The following is a 12,984-nucleotide window of genomic DNA, read 5'->3' as shown; positions in this document are numbered from 1 at the left end:
CCCGGCCGACCCGGCCCCGCAGCCGTGGCACCATCGGAGGTGATGTCGATCCCCGGTCCCGCATGAGCGCGGTCAGCTACCAGGCCGCGTCGATCCCCCTCCGCCTGGCCAGCGCCGGCATGGTCGTCGCCCTCCCCGTCCTCGCCGTCGAGCGTCTCGGCGACGTCGCGCTCGGCGGTGCCCTGACCGGAGCGGCGCTCTTCCCCGCCGTGATCGCCGCGCCGCTCGTCGGCACGGTGCTCGACCGGGTCCGCCGCCCCCGCCGGCTCCTGGTCGGCGCTGCGCTCACGACCGCCGTCGCCTTCGCGGTCGCCGCCTTCCTCGGCGAGGTGCCGACGCCGCTCATCGTGGTGCTGCTGCTCCTCGCGGGGCTCGCGACGCCCGTCTACATGGGCGGCATGTCGAGCTTCGTCACGAGCGCCATCCCGGAGCCGCGCCGCGCCTACGCGCAGGACTCGCTCTCGTACACGGTCGCCTCGATCAGCGGGCCGGCGATCGTGGGCCTCGCGGTCGGAGTCGGGGGAGCGCGGACCGCGATGCTCGCCATGGCGGTCCTCGCCCTCATCGGCGTCGTCGGGTCGCTCGGCCTCGCCATGGAGGCCCGTCCGGCGCCGACCGTCGGCGTGCTGCGGACGATCGTCGCGGGCGTCACCCACCTCGTGCGGCACCGTCCGATCGCGGTGGTCACCTCGGCGGGCACCCTCAGCCAGGTCGCGGGCGGAGCGGCGGGAGTCGCGGCGATCAGCCTCTCTGTGGAGCGGCTGGGCAGCACCGACGCCGCCGCGTGGATCCTGACCGCCTTCGCCGTGGGCGGCCTGCTGGGCGCCCTCGCCGTGGCGGCCCGCCGCTGGACCCGCCGTCCGCCGGCGTGGACCATGGGCGCCGCCTACATCGCGACCGGCGCCGTCCTCCTGGTCGCCGTTCCCGACCTGGGCGTCGTCGTGGCGATCGCCGCCTTCGCGGTCGCGGGCGTCTTCACGGCCCCCTCGAACGCGGCGATGCTGCTGCTGCGCGACGAGGAGAGCCCCGCCACCGTCCGCTCGCAGGTGTTCACGATCGGCGCGGGGCTGCGCTCCGCCGCCGCGGCCGTCGGCGCCGTGCTGGCGGGAGCGGCGGCCGGCCTCGGAGCCTCCTGGCTCGTCGCGGGGATCGCCGTCGTCTGGATCGGCTCCGGCCTGCTGCTGCGGCTGTTCCCCGCGCGCGACCGCGACTGACCCGGGCCGCGCGCGGAGCGCTCGGCGGGACCGGCACCGCCGCGCGCGGAGATCGCGATCAGGCCGCGACGCCCGCCAGCGTGCCCGTGCTCGGCCCGTTCGGGTCGGTGATCATGCAGTTGATCGTCCGGTCGCCCGTGCCCCAGCTCTCGGCGGTCGGGTAGTAGTAGCTGAAGTCGTACGCCGAGTCCTGGTAGCCGATCCCGGTGAACGACTCGAACGCCGTGACGCAGTCGGTCTCGGCCTGCTCCGTCGCGACGGACTCGCCCGGGTACTCGTCGGCGTCGGCCATCGTCAGGTTCTGGAACACCTCGTAGACGTGCGGGTCGGTGCAGGGCACGGTCGGCACGTCGGTGACCTCGGTCGCCTCCTCGCTGAGCTCGCCGTTCAGGCAGTCGCCCACGCGCAGCTGGAAGACGTCGGTCGTCCCGCCCTCGGTGATCTCCCCGGTCTCGTCGTCGCGGGTCTCGCCTCCCATCAGGCCGTTCAGGCCCGAGCAGCCGGTCAGGCCGAGGGCGAGGGCCGCGCCGGCGGCCAGGGCGAGGGCGGTTCTGCGGCGGTTCATGGCGACTCCCGGGATCAGCGGTACGGAGGTGTTCCTGTGACGACTCCCAGGCTAGAGGTGCAGGGCATCCGTCCCGAGGGGGATGCACCCGATCCGGATCTCCACTTTCCGGAGTAGCGGACGCTCAGCCCGGTCCGGTCGAATGGGGTCATGGCTCAGAAGACGGTCGCAGACCAGCTCATCGCTCAGCTCATCGACGCCGGCGTCTCCCGCATCTACGGGATCGTCGGCGACTCGCTGAATCCGATCGTCGACGCGGTGCGCCGCAGCGGCGGCTCCGAGAAGGGAGGCATCGACTGGATCCACGTGCGCAACGAGGAGGCGGCCGCCTTCGCCGCCGGCGCGGAGGCGCAGCTCACCGGGCGCCTCGCCGTCTGCGCCGGCAGCTGCGGCCCCGGCAACCTGCACCTCATCAACGGCCTCTACGACGCGCACCGCTCCTCCGCCCCGGTGCTCGCCATCGCGAGCCACATCCCCAGCAACGAGATCGGCTCGTCCTACTTCCAGGAGACGCACCCGGACAGGCTCTTCGTCGAGTGCTCGAACTACCGCGAGCTGATCTCGACCGCCGCCCAGGCTCCGCGGGTCGTGAACGCCGCGATGCGCAGCGCGGTGGCGCTCCGCGGAGTCGCCGTGGTCACCCTCCCCGGCGACATCGCCGAGCTGGAAGCGGTCGACGGCTTCCCCGCGTTCGTGCTGCCGTCGACGCCCGTCCTGGTCCCCGCCGACGCCGACGTCCGCGCCCTCGCGGCCGCGATCGACCAGGCGCGGACCGTCGCGATCTTCGCGGGCGCCGGAGTGCAGTACGCGCACGACGAGGTCGTCGCCTTCGCCGAGCTGGTGGGCGCGCCCGTCGGGCACAGCCTGCGCGGCAAGGAGTGGATCCAGTACGACAACCCCTACGACGTCGGCATGACGGGCCTCCTCGGCTACGGAGCGGCGCACGCCGGCATGCACGACGCCGACCTGCTCCTCCTCCTCGGCACCGACTTCCCCTACGAGCAGTTCCTCCCCGACGCCTCGAAGGTGGTGATCGCTCAGGTCGACAGCGACGCCTCGAAGCTCGGTCGCCGCGTCAGCGTCGCGCACCCCGTCCACGGCGACGTGGCGGCGACCCTCACCGCGCTGACCCCGCTCGTGCAGCGGAAGGACCACCGCTTCCTCGACAAGACGCTGAAGAAGCACGAGAAGCTGGTCACCGGAGTCGTCGGGAAGTACACCGAGGTCGGCACGCGCAGCCCGATCCACCCCGAGCTCGTCGCGTCCACGCTCGACGGCCTGCTCTCCGAGGACGCGATCGTCACCGCCGACACCGGCATGGGCAACGTCTGGCAGGCCCGCTACATCACCCCCAACGGGAAGCGGCGCCTGCTCGGCTCGTACATGCACGGCTCGATGGCGAACGCGCTGCCGCAGGCGGTCGGCGCGCAGCTCTCGCACCCCGGTCGCCAGGTCGTCTCGCTGAGCGGCGACGGCGGGCTCTCGATGCTGATGGGCGAGCTGGTCACGGTCGCCGCCTACCGGCTGCCCGTGACGATCGTCGTGTTCAACAACTCCACGCTCGGGCTGGTGAAGGTCGAGATGCTGGTCGACGGCTTCCCGGACTTCGCCGTCGACGTGCCGATGGTCGACTACGCGAAGGTGGCGGAGGCGATCGGCATCCGCGGCATCCGCGTCGAGGACCCGCGCGACGTGGAGGAGGCCCTCCGCTCGGCGCTCGCCGACGGCGGCCCGGTCCTCGTCGACGTGGTGACGGATCCGCTCGCCCTCTCGCTCCCGCCCACGATCACGGGCGCGCAGGTGAAGGGCTTCGCGCTGGCGGTCTCGAAGATCGTGATGAACGGAGGAGCGGGCGAGGCCGTCGCGCTGGCCCGCACCAACATCAAGCACGCCCTCCGATGATCGACGCCCGGGCGCTCGCGAGCGGCACCTGGTTCGTCCGGGGCTCCTCGCTGCCGCTCTGGCGCTCGCGGTCGGGGGTGGCGATCACGTACGCGCCGCTCCCGACCGGCGGGATCGGCGACGTCGTCAGCTGGCGCGGCCGCACGCGCTCGCACTACGTGGTCGGGATCGACACCCCCGACCCGCACGATCCGTCCGGCTTCCGCTGGCGCGGCGTCGAGCCGCTGACCCTCCTCGCCCGCAGCCGCTGGTCGTTCGTGGCCGCCGACGAGGAGGCGGGCTGGGCCCTCACCCGCTTCGCCCGGACGCCGTTCACGCCCGCCGGCGTCGACGTGTACGTCCGCGAGCCGCACCCGGCCCGCGGCGTCCTCGCGGCGGCGCTCGCCGCCTGCGCCGCCGACCCGCGCACGTCCGCGCTGCGCCCGCGCCTCTTCGAGGTCGCGCCCTGACTCCTGAGCGCGCGCCCTCCCGTGAGGCGTCACGAACGGTCGTCACCCTGCCCGGATGACGACCGTTCGCGACCCCTCGGCGGTCGTCTATGCGGGGATCGTTCCGCGAGTGCTCGTCGCAGGCGCTCGACGGAGCGCTCGGGGTGGGGGACGAACTCGGCGCCGACGATGCGGACGACGCGCACGCCGATCGAGGCGAGGTCGTCGTAGCGGCCGAGGTCGCGCGCGAAGCGCCGGTTGCTGGTGCGGTGATCGTCGCCCTCGTACTCCCACGCGACCCGCTCCGCGGGGTACCAGCCGTCCGGCCGCCCGACGAAGACCCCGTCGGAGTCGAACAGCGGCTCCTGCAGCACCGGCTCCGGGAGGCCCGCCCGCACCGACGCGAGCCGGAACCGCGACTCCTGCCGCGACTCCGCCCCGTCCCGCACCAGAGCGAGCGCGGCGCGGAGCCGCACCGAGCCCCGACCGCGGAAGGACGACACGCGCTCCCGCAGGTCGGGCAGCGGCACCCAGGGCCGTCGATCGGCCGGATCGCCGACGACCGGCGTGCGCACCAGCGCGTCGCCCACCGCGACGAGGTCGTCCGGCTCGAGGAGCGCGGAGAGATGGCAGAAGAGCGAGGCCGGATCGGTGAGGGGCAGTCCGCGGCGCAGGACGCGGCGGACGTCGGGATCGGCGAGGGCGTGGCCGACGACGTTCCGGTGCCGGGGAGCGCGTCCCGGCCGACGGACGCTGACGTGCACCGGCTCGTCCGCAGCGGCGGGCGGGAGGTCGAGCGGCCAGAGCCGCGCCGCCGTCAGGTGGCTCAGGAGCGCCTCCGGACCGACCAGCGCGAGGAGCGCCTCCGCGCGCAGGCGCAGGTCGGGGTCGGGGTCGGCGGTGCGGACCCCGTGGAAGGGCCGGTGGAGGTCGGAGCTGCGGAGCCGCCCGCGGCTCACTCCGCTCGAGCGAGCGTCAGCGACGGTGAAGGAGCGGCCGCGGAGTCCGATCGGAAGCGGCGAGGGATCGTGCATCCGGCCACTGTCCCGCCTCCCGATCCTCGTGAACCGGTTCTCCACAGGTCGGATCCTGCGCACTTCCCGCTCGACCGCGTCCAGGCGTCACGAACGGCCGTCACCCTGCCCGGATGACGACCGTTCGCGGCCCCTCTGCGGGCCCCTGAAGCCCGCCGGGCGCGTCACTCGCCGAGCGTGATCGCCTGCGCCTCGACGAGCTCGGGCTCGGGCTCGTGGGCGTCGGCGCGGGCCAGGGTGCGGCGTCCGAGCAGCACGATCAGCGCGGCGACGGCGACGGCTCCGGCCGCGGCGTACATCGGGAAGGCCGGCGAGATCGCCGCGGCCAGGGCGGAGGCGGCGGGCGGGGCGATCGCGCCGCCGAGGAAGCGGACGCCGGAGTAGGCGGACGAGGCGACGGAGCGGGGCAGGTCGGTCGCCTCCATCACGCACTCGGTGAGCACCGTGTTGACGACTCCGAGCAGCAGGCCGCCGACGATGATGCAGACGATCAGGCCGACACGGGACGAGATCACGAGGCCGCCGGCGATCAGGTCGAGCGCGAGCAGCAGCAGCACCGAGCGCAGCACGACGGTGCGCGGGAGGCGCCGGGTGAGCAGCGGAGCGACGAACACGGAGGTGACCGCCACGCCCAGGCCCCAGCCGAAGAACGTGAAGCCGAGGCCCATCTCGTCCAGCCCGAGCGGGTAGGGCGTGTAGGCGAGCAGCACGAAGAAGCCGATGTTGTAGAACAGGGCGGCGCCCGCCAGCGTTCGGATGGCCGGGACCTTGAGGGCCGCGAAGGGCGCCGAGAGCGGAGTCGGAGAGGGCTTGGGGCCGTCCTCGCGCAGGAGCGTCGCGATGGCGATGAAGCCGACGGCCATCAGCACGGCGGTCCCGAAGAACGGGCCGCGCCACGAGACGCTGCCGAGGAGCCCGCCGAGCAGCGGGCCGATGGCGATGCCGATGCCCAGCGCGGCCTCGTAGAGCACGATCGCCGCGGAGGAGCCTCCGCTCGCCGCGCCGACGATGGTCGACAGGGCGGTCGAGATGAACAGGGCGTTGCCGAAGCCCCAGCCCGCGCGGAAGCCGATGACGCCCTCGACGCTGCCCGCCGTGCCGGCGAGCGCGGCGAACACCACGATCAGCACCAGGCCGATCATGAGGGTCTTCTTGGCGCCGATGCGGCTGGAGAGCCAGCTGGTGAAGAACATCACGACGCCGGTGATGACGAGGTAGCTCGTGAAGAGCAGCGAGGTCTCGGTCGGAGTCGCCTGCAGGCTCTCGGCGATGGCCGGGAGGATCGGGTCGACCAGGCCGATCCCCATGAAGGCGATCACCGCGGCGAAGGCGACGGCCCAGACGGCCAGCGGCTGCTTCAGGATCGAGCCCTGGGCGGGCGAGTGGGGGGAGGTGGTCACGGCGTGGAGCCTTTCTCGGGGGAGGAGGGGACGGGGGTGCCGGCGATCCGGGCGACGCGGGCCTCGACGAGGGTCGCGGCGCGCTCGAGGGCGAGGCGGTCGTCCTCGTCGAGGTCCTCGAACAGCGGGGCCAGGGCGGCCTCGAGGCGGAGACGGTGCTCGGCGAGGGCGTCGAAGCCGGCGGGAGTGCCCTCGATCAGCCAGGCGCGGCCGTCGCCGGCGTCGTGGACGCGGCGGATCCAGCCGGCCTCGTCGAGACGGGCGATGATGCCGGTCATCGTCGGCTGGGTGACGCGGACCCGCTCGGCGAGCTCGCCGAGGCGGGAGGGGGAGGCGGTGCGCAGCTCGGCGAGCGTCGACCAGACGGCTCCGGACTGCGCGCCGAGCCCGGTCGCGCCGCTCGCCCGGCCCGCGAACCGCGTGAGGGCGGTGGCGGCGGAGGCGAGACGCGCGGGGGCACTGGGATCGGGCACGAGAAACAATATAGCACGCCTATGTAGTTCGGTGGAGGGCGCTTCGAGTCCACCCTCCATCGCGCGCACTCACTGACGTTCTCCTCCGTTTCTGTGACAGGATCGTCCGTATTCGCGCGTCCACTCCCGCGATCACCGACGGAAAGAGAAGTCATGTCCCCCAGCGAGCACGACGTCGTCGTGATCGGAGCCGGTGCCACCGGACTCACCGCGGCGCTCCGGCTGCAGCAGCACGGCCTCGACGTCGTCGTCGTCGAGGCGCGCGAACGCGTAGGCGGGCGGCTCGAGACCCGCGTGGTCGACGGGCAGCTCCTCGAGCTCGGCGGCCAGTGGGTCTCGCCGGACCAGACGGCGCTCCTCGAGACCCTCGACGAGCTCGGCCTCGGCACCTACTCCCGCTACCGCGAGGGCGAGAGCGTCTACATCGGCGCCGACGGCTCCGCCCGCCGCTTCACCGGCGACATCTTCCCGGGGAGCGAGCGCACCGAGTCCGAGATCTCCCGCCTGATCGAGGTGCTCGACCGCCTCGTCGCCGAGACGGACCCGGCGGCGCCGTGGACGCACCCGCTCGCCCGCGACTACGACCGCGTCACCTTCGCCGCCTGGCTGGAGCAGCAGAGCGACGACGAGGAGGCACGGGCCAACATCGCCCTCTTCCTCGCCGACGCCATGCTCACCAAGCCGGCGCACGCCTTCTCCCTCCTCCAGGCGCTCCTCATGGCCGCGAGCGCGGGGAGCTTCAGCAACCTGGTCGACGCCGACTTCATCCTCGACAAGCGCGTGATCGGCGGCCTCCAGCAGGTCCCGGAGCGGCTCGCCGAGCGCCTCGGCGCCGAGCGCGTCCTGCTCGGGCACCCGGTCCGCTCCGTCCGCCACGGCGACGACGGGGTCGAGGTGCGCGCCGACGGCGCCGTCCTCCGCGCCCGCCGCGCGATCATCGCCGTGCCGCCGAACCTCGTCGGCCGCATCTCGTTCGACCCGCCGCTCCCGCGCCTGCGGCAGCAGGCCCTGCAGCACCAGTCGCTCGGCCTCGTGATCAAGGTGCACGCCACGTACGCCACGCCCTTCTGGCGCGCCGACGGCCTCTCCGGCACCGCGTTCAGTCCGCACTCGCTCGTCCACGAGGCCTACGACAACTCGAACCACGGGGAGGAGCGCGGCACCCTGGTCGGCTTCGTCTCGGACGAGAAGGCCGACCGCGTGCTCGCGCTCGACGAGGCGGAGCGGAAGGCCGCGATCCTCGACTCGCTCGCCGCCTACTTCGGCCCGGCCGCACTCGATCCGGTCGTCTACTACGAGAGCGACTGGGCGTCCGAGGAGTGGACGCAGGGCGCGTACGCCGCGAGCTTCGACCTGGGCGGGCTGACCCGGTACGGTGCGCTGCAGCTGGAGCCGGTGGGTCCGCTCCGCTTCGGCACGAGCGACCTCGCCGCCGAGGGCTACCAGCACGTCGACGGCGCCATCCGCGTCGGCAGGCGCCTGGCACAGGAGATCAGCGACGAGGACGGCGCGACCGCACCGGCCCCCCACAGCGAAGGAGCACAGTCCGCATGAGCACCCACTACGCCGTGATCGACCCGGCCACGGGGGAGACCCTCCGCGAGTACCCGACCCTCGGCGACGCCGAGCTGACCGCGGCGATCGGCTCGGCGCAGGACGCGTACTCCTCGTGGTCGCGGACCGTGCCCGTCGCGACCCGCGCGGCGCTGATCGCCCGCGTGGCAGAGCTGCACGTCGAGCGCGCCGACGAGCTCGCGGCGATCATCGTCCGCGAGATGGGCAAGCCGCTCGACCAGGCGCAGGGCGAGGTCGGCTTCGCCGCCGACATCTACCGCTACTACGCCGAGAACGGCGAGGCCTTCCTCGCCGACGAGCCGATCGAGCTCGCCGAGGGCACCGGCTCCGCGCTGATCCGCCGCGCCGGGCTGGGCGTGCTCCTGGGCATCATGCCGTGGAACTTCCCCTACTACCAGGTGGCCCGCTTCGCCGGCCCGAACGTGGTCGCGGGCAACACGATCCTGCTCAAGCACGCGCCGCAGTGCCCGGAGTCGGCCGCCGCCATCGCCGACGTGTTCCGCACCGCGGCCGAGGAGCTGGGCGCACCCGCCGGCGTCTACGTGAACCTCTACGCCACGAACGAGCAGGCCGCGACCGTCATCGCCGACCCCCGGGTCCAGGGCGTCTCCGTCACCGGCTCCGAGCGGGCCGGCGCGGCCGTCGCGGAGCTCGCGGGCCGACACCTGAAGAAGGTCGTGCTCGAGCTCGGCGGCTCCGACCCGTTCGTGCTCCTGTCGACCGACGACCTCGACAAGGCGGTCGAGGACGCGGTCGCCGCGCGCCTGGACAACAACGGCCAGTCCTGCAACGCCGCGAAGCGCTTCATCGTGATCGACGAGCTGTACGACGCGTTCGCCGAGAAGTTCACGGAGGCGTTCACCCGCGCCCAGCCGGCCGATCCGTTCGCGGAGGGCACCCTCCTCGGCCCGCTCTCCTCCTCCGCCGCGACGGAGCGACTCGAGGCGCAGCTGGCGGCCGCGCGCGAGCAGGGGGCCACCGTCCGCGCCAGCGGCGAGGTGACCGGCAACTTCTTCCCGCCCGCCGTGCTCGAGGGCGTCACGCCCGAGATGGACGCCTACCGCGAGGAGTTCTTCGGCCCCGTCGCCGCGCTCTACCGCGTCCGCGACGAGGACGAGGCGATCGCCCTCGCGAACGACACCCCCTACGGCCTCGGCTCCTACCTCTACACGACCGACCAGGAGCAGGCGCTGCGCCTGGCGGACCGGATCGACGCGGGCATGGTCTGGATCAACCTCGTCCTCGGCGACGCGGCCGAGCTGCCCTTCGGCGGTGTGAAGCGCTCGGGCACCGGCCGCGAGATGGGCCGCCCCGCCCTCGAGGAGTTCGTGAACAAGAAGCTCATCCGCATCGCGTGAGACGGGTGCGGGCCGGGCCCCGGAGTGGATCCGGAGCACGGCCCGCAGCCGCTCGGCGTGCGCCCGCTCACTTCTTCGTCAGCGACGACTCCTTGTGCGCGGCCTTCGCGTCGGTCTTGTCGCTCTGCACGATCCAGTAGGGCTCGTCGTCCGAGGCGTTGAACTTCTGCCCCTCGAACTGGAACTCCTTCGTCTTCTTCTCGACCAGCTCGCCGTGGGTCTCGCCCTGCGAGGTGTTCCAGCTGATCTTGTCGCCCTTCTTCACGAGGCGGCTCCTCTCTCTCGGTCGCGCCGGAGCGCGGTGGTCCCCTCGCGCGGGAGCGCGATGGTGGTGGTGACGTCGACGATCGCCGGAGCGGCGGGCGCCGACGAGAAGCCGAACCGCACGGGCGGCGAGAGCGGGCGCAGCGGGCCGAGGTCCTCCTCCGCCAGCACGGCGTGGACGCCCTCGACGCGGCGGATCGCCCGCACGCCGTAGTACTCGCGGCGTCCGTGCCCGGCCGACCCGGCCGTACTGACCCCGCGGACGAGCAGGGAGGCGACCGGCGAGATCGCGGTCAGCCATGCCGGGTGCTCGGCGAGCGGTCGCGGAACGATCCGCACCAGCCGGCCGAGCGGAGTGAGACCGCCGAGCTCCAGGCGCACCGCGAGCGGTCCGGCCGAGACGGACAGGCCGCCCGCGATCCTCCGCCGCGACACCGGCGCGATCCGCACCTCGTCGAACGAGTACGTCGACCCGATGAAGTCCGCGACCTCGCGGGTCGGTGCGATCAGGAGGCGGTGGCCGTCGCCGTCCTCGACCATCGCGTCGGCGAACGGGCCGAAGGGGGTGTCCTCCCAGAGTCCCAGCACGATCCTCGTGCCCGAGGACGTGCCGAACCCCGCGATGCGCCCGCCGAAGCGGAGGAGCCGCGGGGTCCGGCCGGTCATCAGGAGGCCGAGCGCAGCAGCGTGAACGAGCCGTCGCGGACGATCAGCGTGGTGACCTCGCCCTCGACGACCTGCTCCGGGTCGCTCGAGGCGGCCAGCGTCCACTCGGCGCCGGGCGCCTCGGGAACGGTGAACTCGACGCCGTTCTCCGCCGCGTTCAGCAGCAGGGCGAAGCTCGCGCTGCCCTCGTGCTCGAACACGAAGGTGATCGAGCGGGCGTCGGGGTTGTCCCAGTCCTCGTCGGCGAAGCCCTGCGCGTCGGAGCGGAGGATGTCGACCGTGTCGGGGCCGCCGTCGCCGGGGGCGCGGCGGAACCACTTCGGGCGCAGCGCCGGCTCCGCGGCGCGGAGGGCGATCAGCTCGCGGGTGAAGGCGAGCAGCTCGCGGTCCGCGTTCTCCCAGTCGAACCACGAGATCTCGTCGTCCTGGCAGTAGGCGTTGTTGTTGCCGCCCTGCGTGCGGGCGATCTCGTCGCCGCCCAGGATCATCGGCACGCCGGCCGAGAGCAGCAGCGTCGCGAGGAAGTTGCGGCGCATGCGGTCGCGGCGCTCGTTGACCGCCTCGTTCTCGGTCGGGCCCTCGGCGCCGTTGTTGGAGGAGCGGTTGTCGCTCTCGCCGTCGTTGTTGTCCTCGCCGTTGGCCGCGTTGTGCTTGCGCGAGTACGCGGTGAGGTCGGCGAGGGTGAAGCCGTCGTGCGCGGTGACGAAGTTGATGCTGGAGACCGGCGAGCGGCGGTCGGCCTCGTACACGTCGGGGGAGCCGAGGACGCGCTGCGCGGTCGTGCCGAGCACCGAGTCGGCGCCGTTCCAGAAGTCGCGCACGTCGTCGCGGAACTTCCCGTTCCACTCCGACCAGTCCGCGGGGAAGCCGCCGACCTGGTAGCCGGCGGTGTCCCACGGCTCGGCGATCATCTTGACGGGCGCGAGCACCGGGTCCTGCGCGATCAGGTCGAGGAAGGCGCTGTGCACCTCGGCCTCACCGGTCTGGCGGGTGAGGGTGGTGGCGAGGTCGAAGCGGAAGCCGTCGATGTGCATCTCGGTCACCCAGTAGCGCAGCGAGTCCATGATCAGGCCGAGCGCGGCCGGGTGCGCGACGTTGAGGCTGTTGCCGGTGCCGGTGGTGTCGAAGTAGTTCGCGCGGTCCTCCTCCACCAGTCGGTAGTAGGAGCCGTTGTCGATGCCCTTGAACGAGAGGGTGGGGCCCTTGTCGTTGCCCTCGGCGGTGTGGTTGTAGACCACGTCGAGGATGACCTCGAGGCCGGCCTCGTGGAACGCCTTGACCATGGCCTTGAACTCGTCGACCTGCGAGCCGTCGTCGCCGGCGTGCGAGTACTCGTTGTGCGGCGCGAAGAAGCCGAGGGAGTTGTAGCCCCAGTAGTTGCGCAGGCCCTTCTCCTCGAGGTGCGAGTCCTGCACGAACTGGTGCACGGGGAGCAGCTCGACCGAGGTCACGCCCAGGTCGGTGAAGTGCTTGATCGCGGCGGGGTGCGCGAGGCCGCGGTAGGTGCCGCGGATGTCCTCGGGCACGTCGGGGTGCAGCTTCGTGAAGCCCTTCACGTGCACCTCGTAGACGACGGTCTCCTCGAGCGGGATGCGCGGCGCGGTGTCGCCGCTCCAGTCGAAGGAGTCGGGGTCGGTGACGACGCAGCGGGGGACCGCGTGCGCGGAGTCGGCGTCGTTGCGGGTGTCGGCGTCCTCGTAGAACTGGCCGAAGACGTCCTCGGACCAGGTGTACGAGCCCTCGATCGCGGTGGCGTGCGGGTCGAGGAGGAGCTTGGCGGCGTTGTGGCGGAGGCCGTTGGCGGGGTCCCAGGGGCCGTCGACGCGCAGCCCGTAGCGGGTGCCGATGCCCATCTCGGGGACGAGGCCGTGGAAGACGTGGCCGGTCCGCTCGGTGAGGGCGACGCGGGTCTCTGCTCCGGACTCGTCGAAGAGGCAGACCTCGACGCTGTCCGCGGTCTCGGAGTAGACGGCGACGTCGGCGCCGGCGTCGCCGCGGAGGGAGACGCCGAGGGGATACGGGAAGGAACGGGGGGATGCGGGCATGCGTCCATCCTGACCGGGCGGCTCCGGGAGCTTCGCGCCCTTGTCGCCGCGCCCGCCTCC

General features: G+C 72.9%; 12 protein-coding genes. 5 read left to right on the top strand and 7 right to left on the bottom strand.

The annotated features are described in order from the left end of the window. Positions 1–62 precede the first annotated feature (62 nt). Positions 63–1,214: an MFS transporter gene (locus tag C5B95_RS13320; RefSeq protein ID WP_104308321.1), complete on the top strand. Its 1,152-nt coding sequence runs from the start codon at positions 63–65 to the stop codon at positions 1,212–1,214. 58 nt (positions 1,215–1,272) lie between these two features. Here C5B95_RS13320 and C5B95_RS13315 read toward each other — a convergent pair whose 3' ends face one another. After that, positions 1,273–1,779 (bottom strand): septum formation family protein, encoded by a 507-nt coding sequence (locus tag C5B95_RS13315; protein WP_104349375.1) that lies wholly within the window; start codon positions 1,777–1,779, stop codon positions 1,273–1,275. A 150-nt stretch (positions 1,780–1,929) separates the two neighbouring features. Between C5B95_RS13315 and C5B95_RS13310 the strand changes: the two genes are divergently transcribed. Both C5B95_RS13310 and C5B95_RS13305 read left to right on the top strand, forming a co-directional pair. Beyond that, a complete protein-coding gene (locus C5B95_RS13310) occupies positions 1,930–3,681 on the top strand; it encodes a pyruvate dehydrogenase (RefSeq protein ID WP_104287823.1) in 1,752 nt (583 codons plus the stop codon). Continuing rightward, a complete protein-coding gene (locus C5B95_RS13305; protein ID WP_104225142.1) occupies positions 3,678–4,130 on the top strand; it encodes a hypothetical protein in 453 nt (150 codons plus the stop codon). Before C5B95_RS13310 ends, C5B95_RS13305 begins: the two co-directional genes overlap by 4 nt. Positions 4,131–4,159: 29 nt before the next feature. On the opposite strand, the gene C5B95_RS13300 is transcribed toward C5B95_RS13305, so the two are convergent. The 3 genes from C5B95_RS13300 to C5B95_RS13290 all read right to left on the bottom strand — a co-directional run bounded on the left by C5B95_RS13300 (position 4,160) and on the right by C5B95_RS13290 (position 7,016). Then, positions 4,160–5,143 (bottom strand): hypothetical protein, encoded by a 984-nt coding sequence (locus tag C5B95_RS13300; protein ID WP_104349374.1) that lies wholly within the window; start codon positions 5,141–5,143, stop codon positions 4,160–4,162. Positions 5,144–5,307: 164 nt separating this feature from the next. Then, on the bottom strand, positions 5,308–6,543 hold the full coding sequence (locus C5B95_RS13295; protein ID WP_104267198.1) for an MFS transporter: 1,236 nt from the start codon (positions 6,541–6,543) through the stop codon (positions 5,308–5,310). Next, complete coding sequence (locus C5B95_RS13290; RefSeq protein WP_181068083.1) at positions 6,540–7,016, bottom strand: MarR family winged helix-turn-helix transcriptional regulator; 477 nt, start codon at positions 7,014–7,016, stop codon at positions 6,540–6,542. Before C5B95_RS13290 ends, C5B95_RS13295 begins: the two co-directional genes overlap by 4 nt. 153 nt (positions 7,017–7,169) lie before the next feature. Here C5B95_RS13290 and C5B95_RS13285 point away from each other — a divergent pair, with 153 nt between their 5' ends. Beyond that, complete coding sequence (locus C5B95_RS13285; protein ID WP_104349372.1) at positions 7,170–8,570, top strand: NAD(P)/FAD-dependent oxidoreductase; 1,401 nt, start codon at positions 7,170–7,172, stop codon at positions 8,568–8,570. Next, positions 8,567–9,949 carry an NAD-dependent succinate-semialdehyde dehydrogenase gene (locus C5B95_RS13280; protein ID WP_104256603.1) on the top strand — a complete coding sequence of 461 codons (1,383 nt, stop codon included), beginning with the start codon at positions 8,567–8,569 and terminating at the stop codon, positions 9,947–9,949. The genes C5B95_RS13285 and C5B95_RS13280 overlap by 4 nt, the downstream gene beginning before the upstream one ends. Before the next feature lie 67 nt (positions 9,950–10,016). Here the strand turns inward: C5B95_RS13280 and C5B95_RS13275 are convergent, their stop codons facing one another. From C5B95_RS13275 to glgX, 3 genes are read right to left on the bottom strand one after another with little or no spacing between them, the layout of a single operon-like run. Beyond that, a complete protein-coding gene (locus C5B95_RS13275; protein WP_056866275.1) occupies positions 10,017–10,214 on the bottom strand; it encodes a DUF2945 domain-containing protein in 198 nt (65 codons plus the stop codon). Further along, positions 10,211–10,879, bottom strand: coding sequence for a hypothetical protein (locus tag C5B95_RS13270; RefSeq protein WP_104349371.1), 669 nt, complete (start codon positions 10,877–10,879; stop codon positions 10,211–10,213). Before C5B95_RS13270 ends, C5B95_RS13275 begins: the two co-directional genes overlap by 4 nt. Beyond that, a complete protein-coding gene (gene glgX / locus C5B95_RS13265) occupies positions 10,879–12,924 on the bottom strand; it encodes a glycogen debranching protein GlgX (RefSeq protein WP_104246955.1) in 2,046 nt (681 codons plus the stop codon). Before glgX ends, C5B95_RS13270 begins: the two co-directional genes overlap by 1 nt. Positions 12,925–12,984 lie beyond the last annotated feature (60 nt).

This window comes from Rathayibacter sp. AY1A7 (genome assembly GCF_002930845.1).
Lineage (GTDB): Bacteria > Actinomycetota > Actinomycetes > Actinomycetales > Microbacteriaceae > Rathayibacter.
This window is presented reverse-complemented; position numbering and strand designations above follow the sequence as displayed.

Coding starts and splice junctions, on each gene's coding strand:
- C5B95_RS13320 (WP_104308321.1), top strand. CDS start 63: ATGAGCGCGGTCAGCTACCAGGCCGCGTCGATCCCCCTCCGCCTGGCC.
- C5B95_RS13315 (WP_104349375.1), bottom strand. CDS start 1,779: ATGAACCGCCGCAGAACCGCCCTCGCCCTGGCCGCCGGCGCGGCCCTC.
- C5B95_RS13310 (WP_104287823.1), top strand. CDS start 1,930: ATGGCTCAGAAGACGGTCGCAGACCAGCTCATCGCTCAGCTCATCGAC.
- C5B95_RS13305 (WP_104225142.1), top strand. CDS start 3,678: ATGATCGACGCCCGGGCGCTCGCGAGCGGCACCTGGTTCGTCCGGGGC.
- C5B95_RS13300 (WP_104349374.1), bottom strand. CDS start 5,143: ATGCACGATCCCTCGCCGCTTCCGATCGGACTCCGCGGCCGCTCCTTC.
- C5B95_RS13285 (WP_104349372.1), top strand. CDS start 7,170: ATGTCCCCCAGCGAGCACGACGTCGTCGTGATCGGAGCCGGTGCCACC.
- C5B95_RS13280 (WP_104256603.1), top strand. CDS start 8,567: ATGAGCACCCACTACGCCGTGATCGACCCGGCCACGGGGGAGACCCTC.
- C5B95_RS13270 (WP_104349371.1), bottom strand. CDS start 10,879: ATGACCGGCCGGACCCCGCGGCTCCTCCGCTTCGGCGGGCGCATCGCG.
- glgX (WP_104246955.1), bottom strand. CDS start 12,924: ATGCCCGCATCCCCCCGTTCCTTCCCGTATCCCCTCGGCGTCTCCCTC.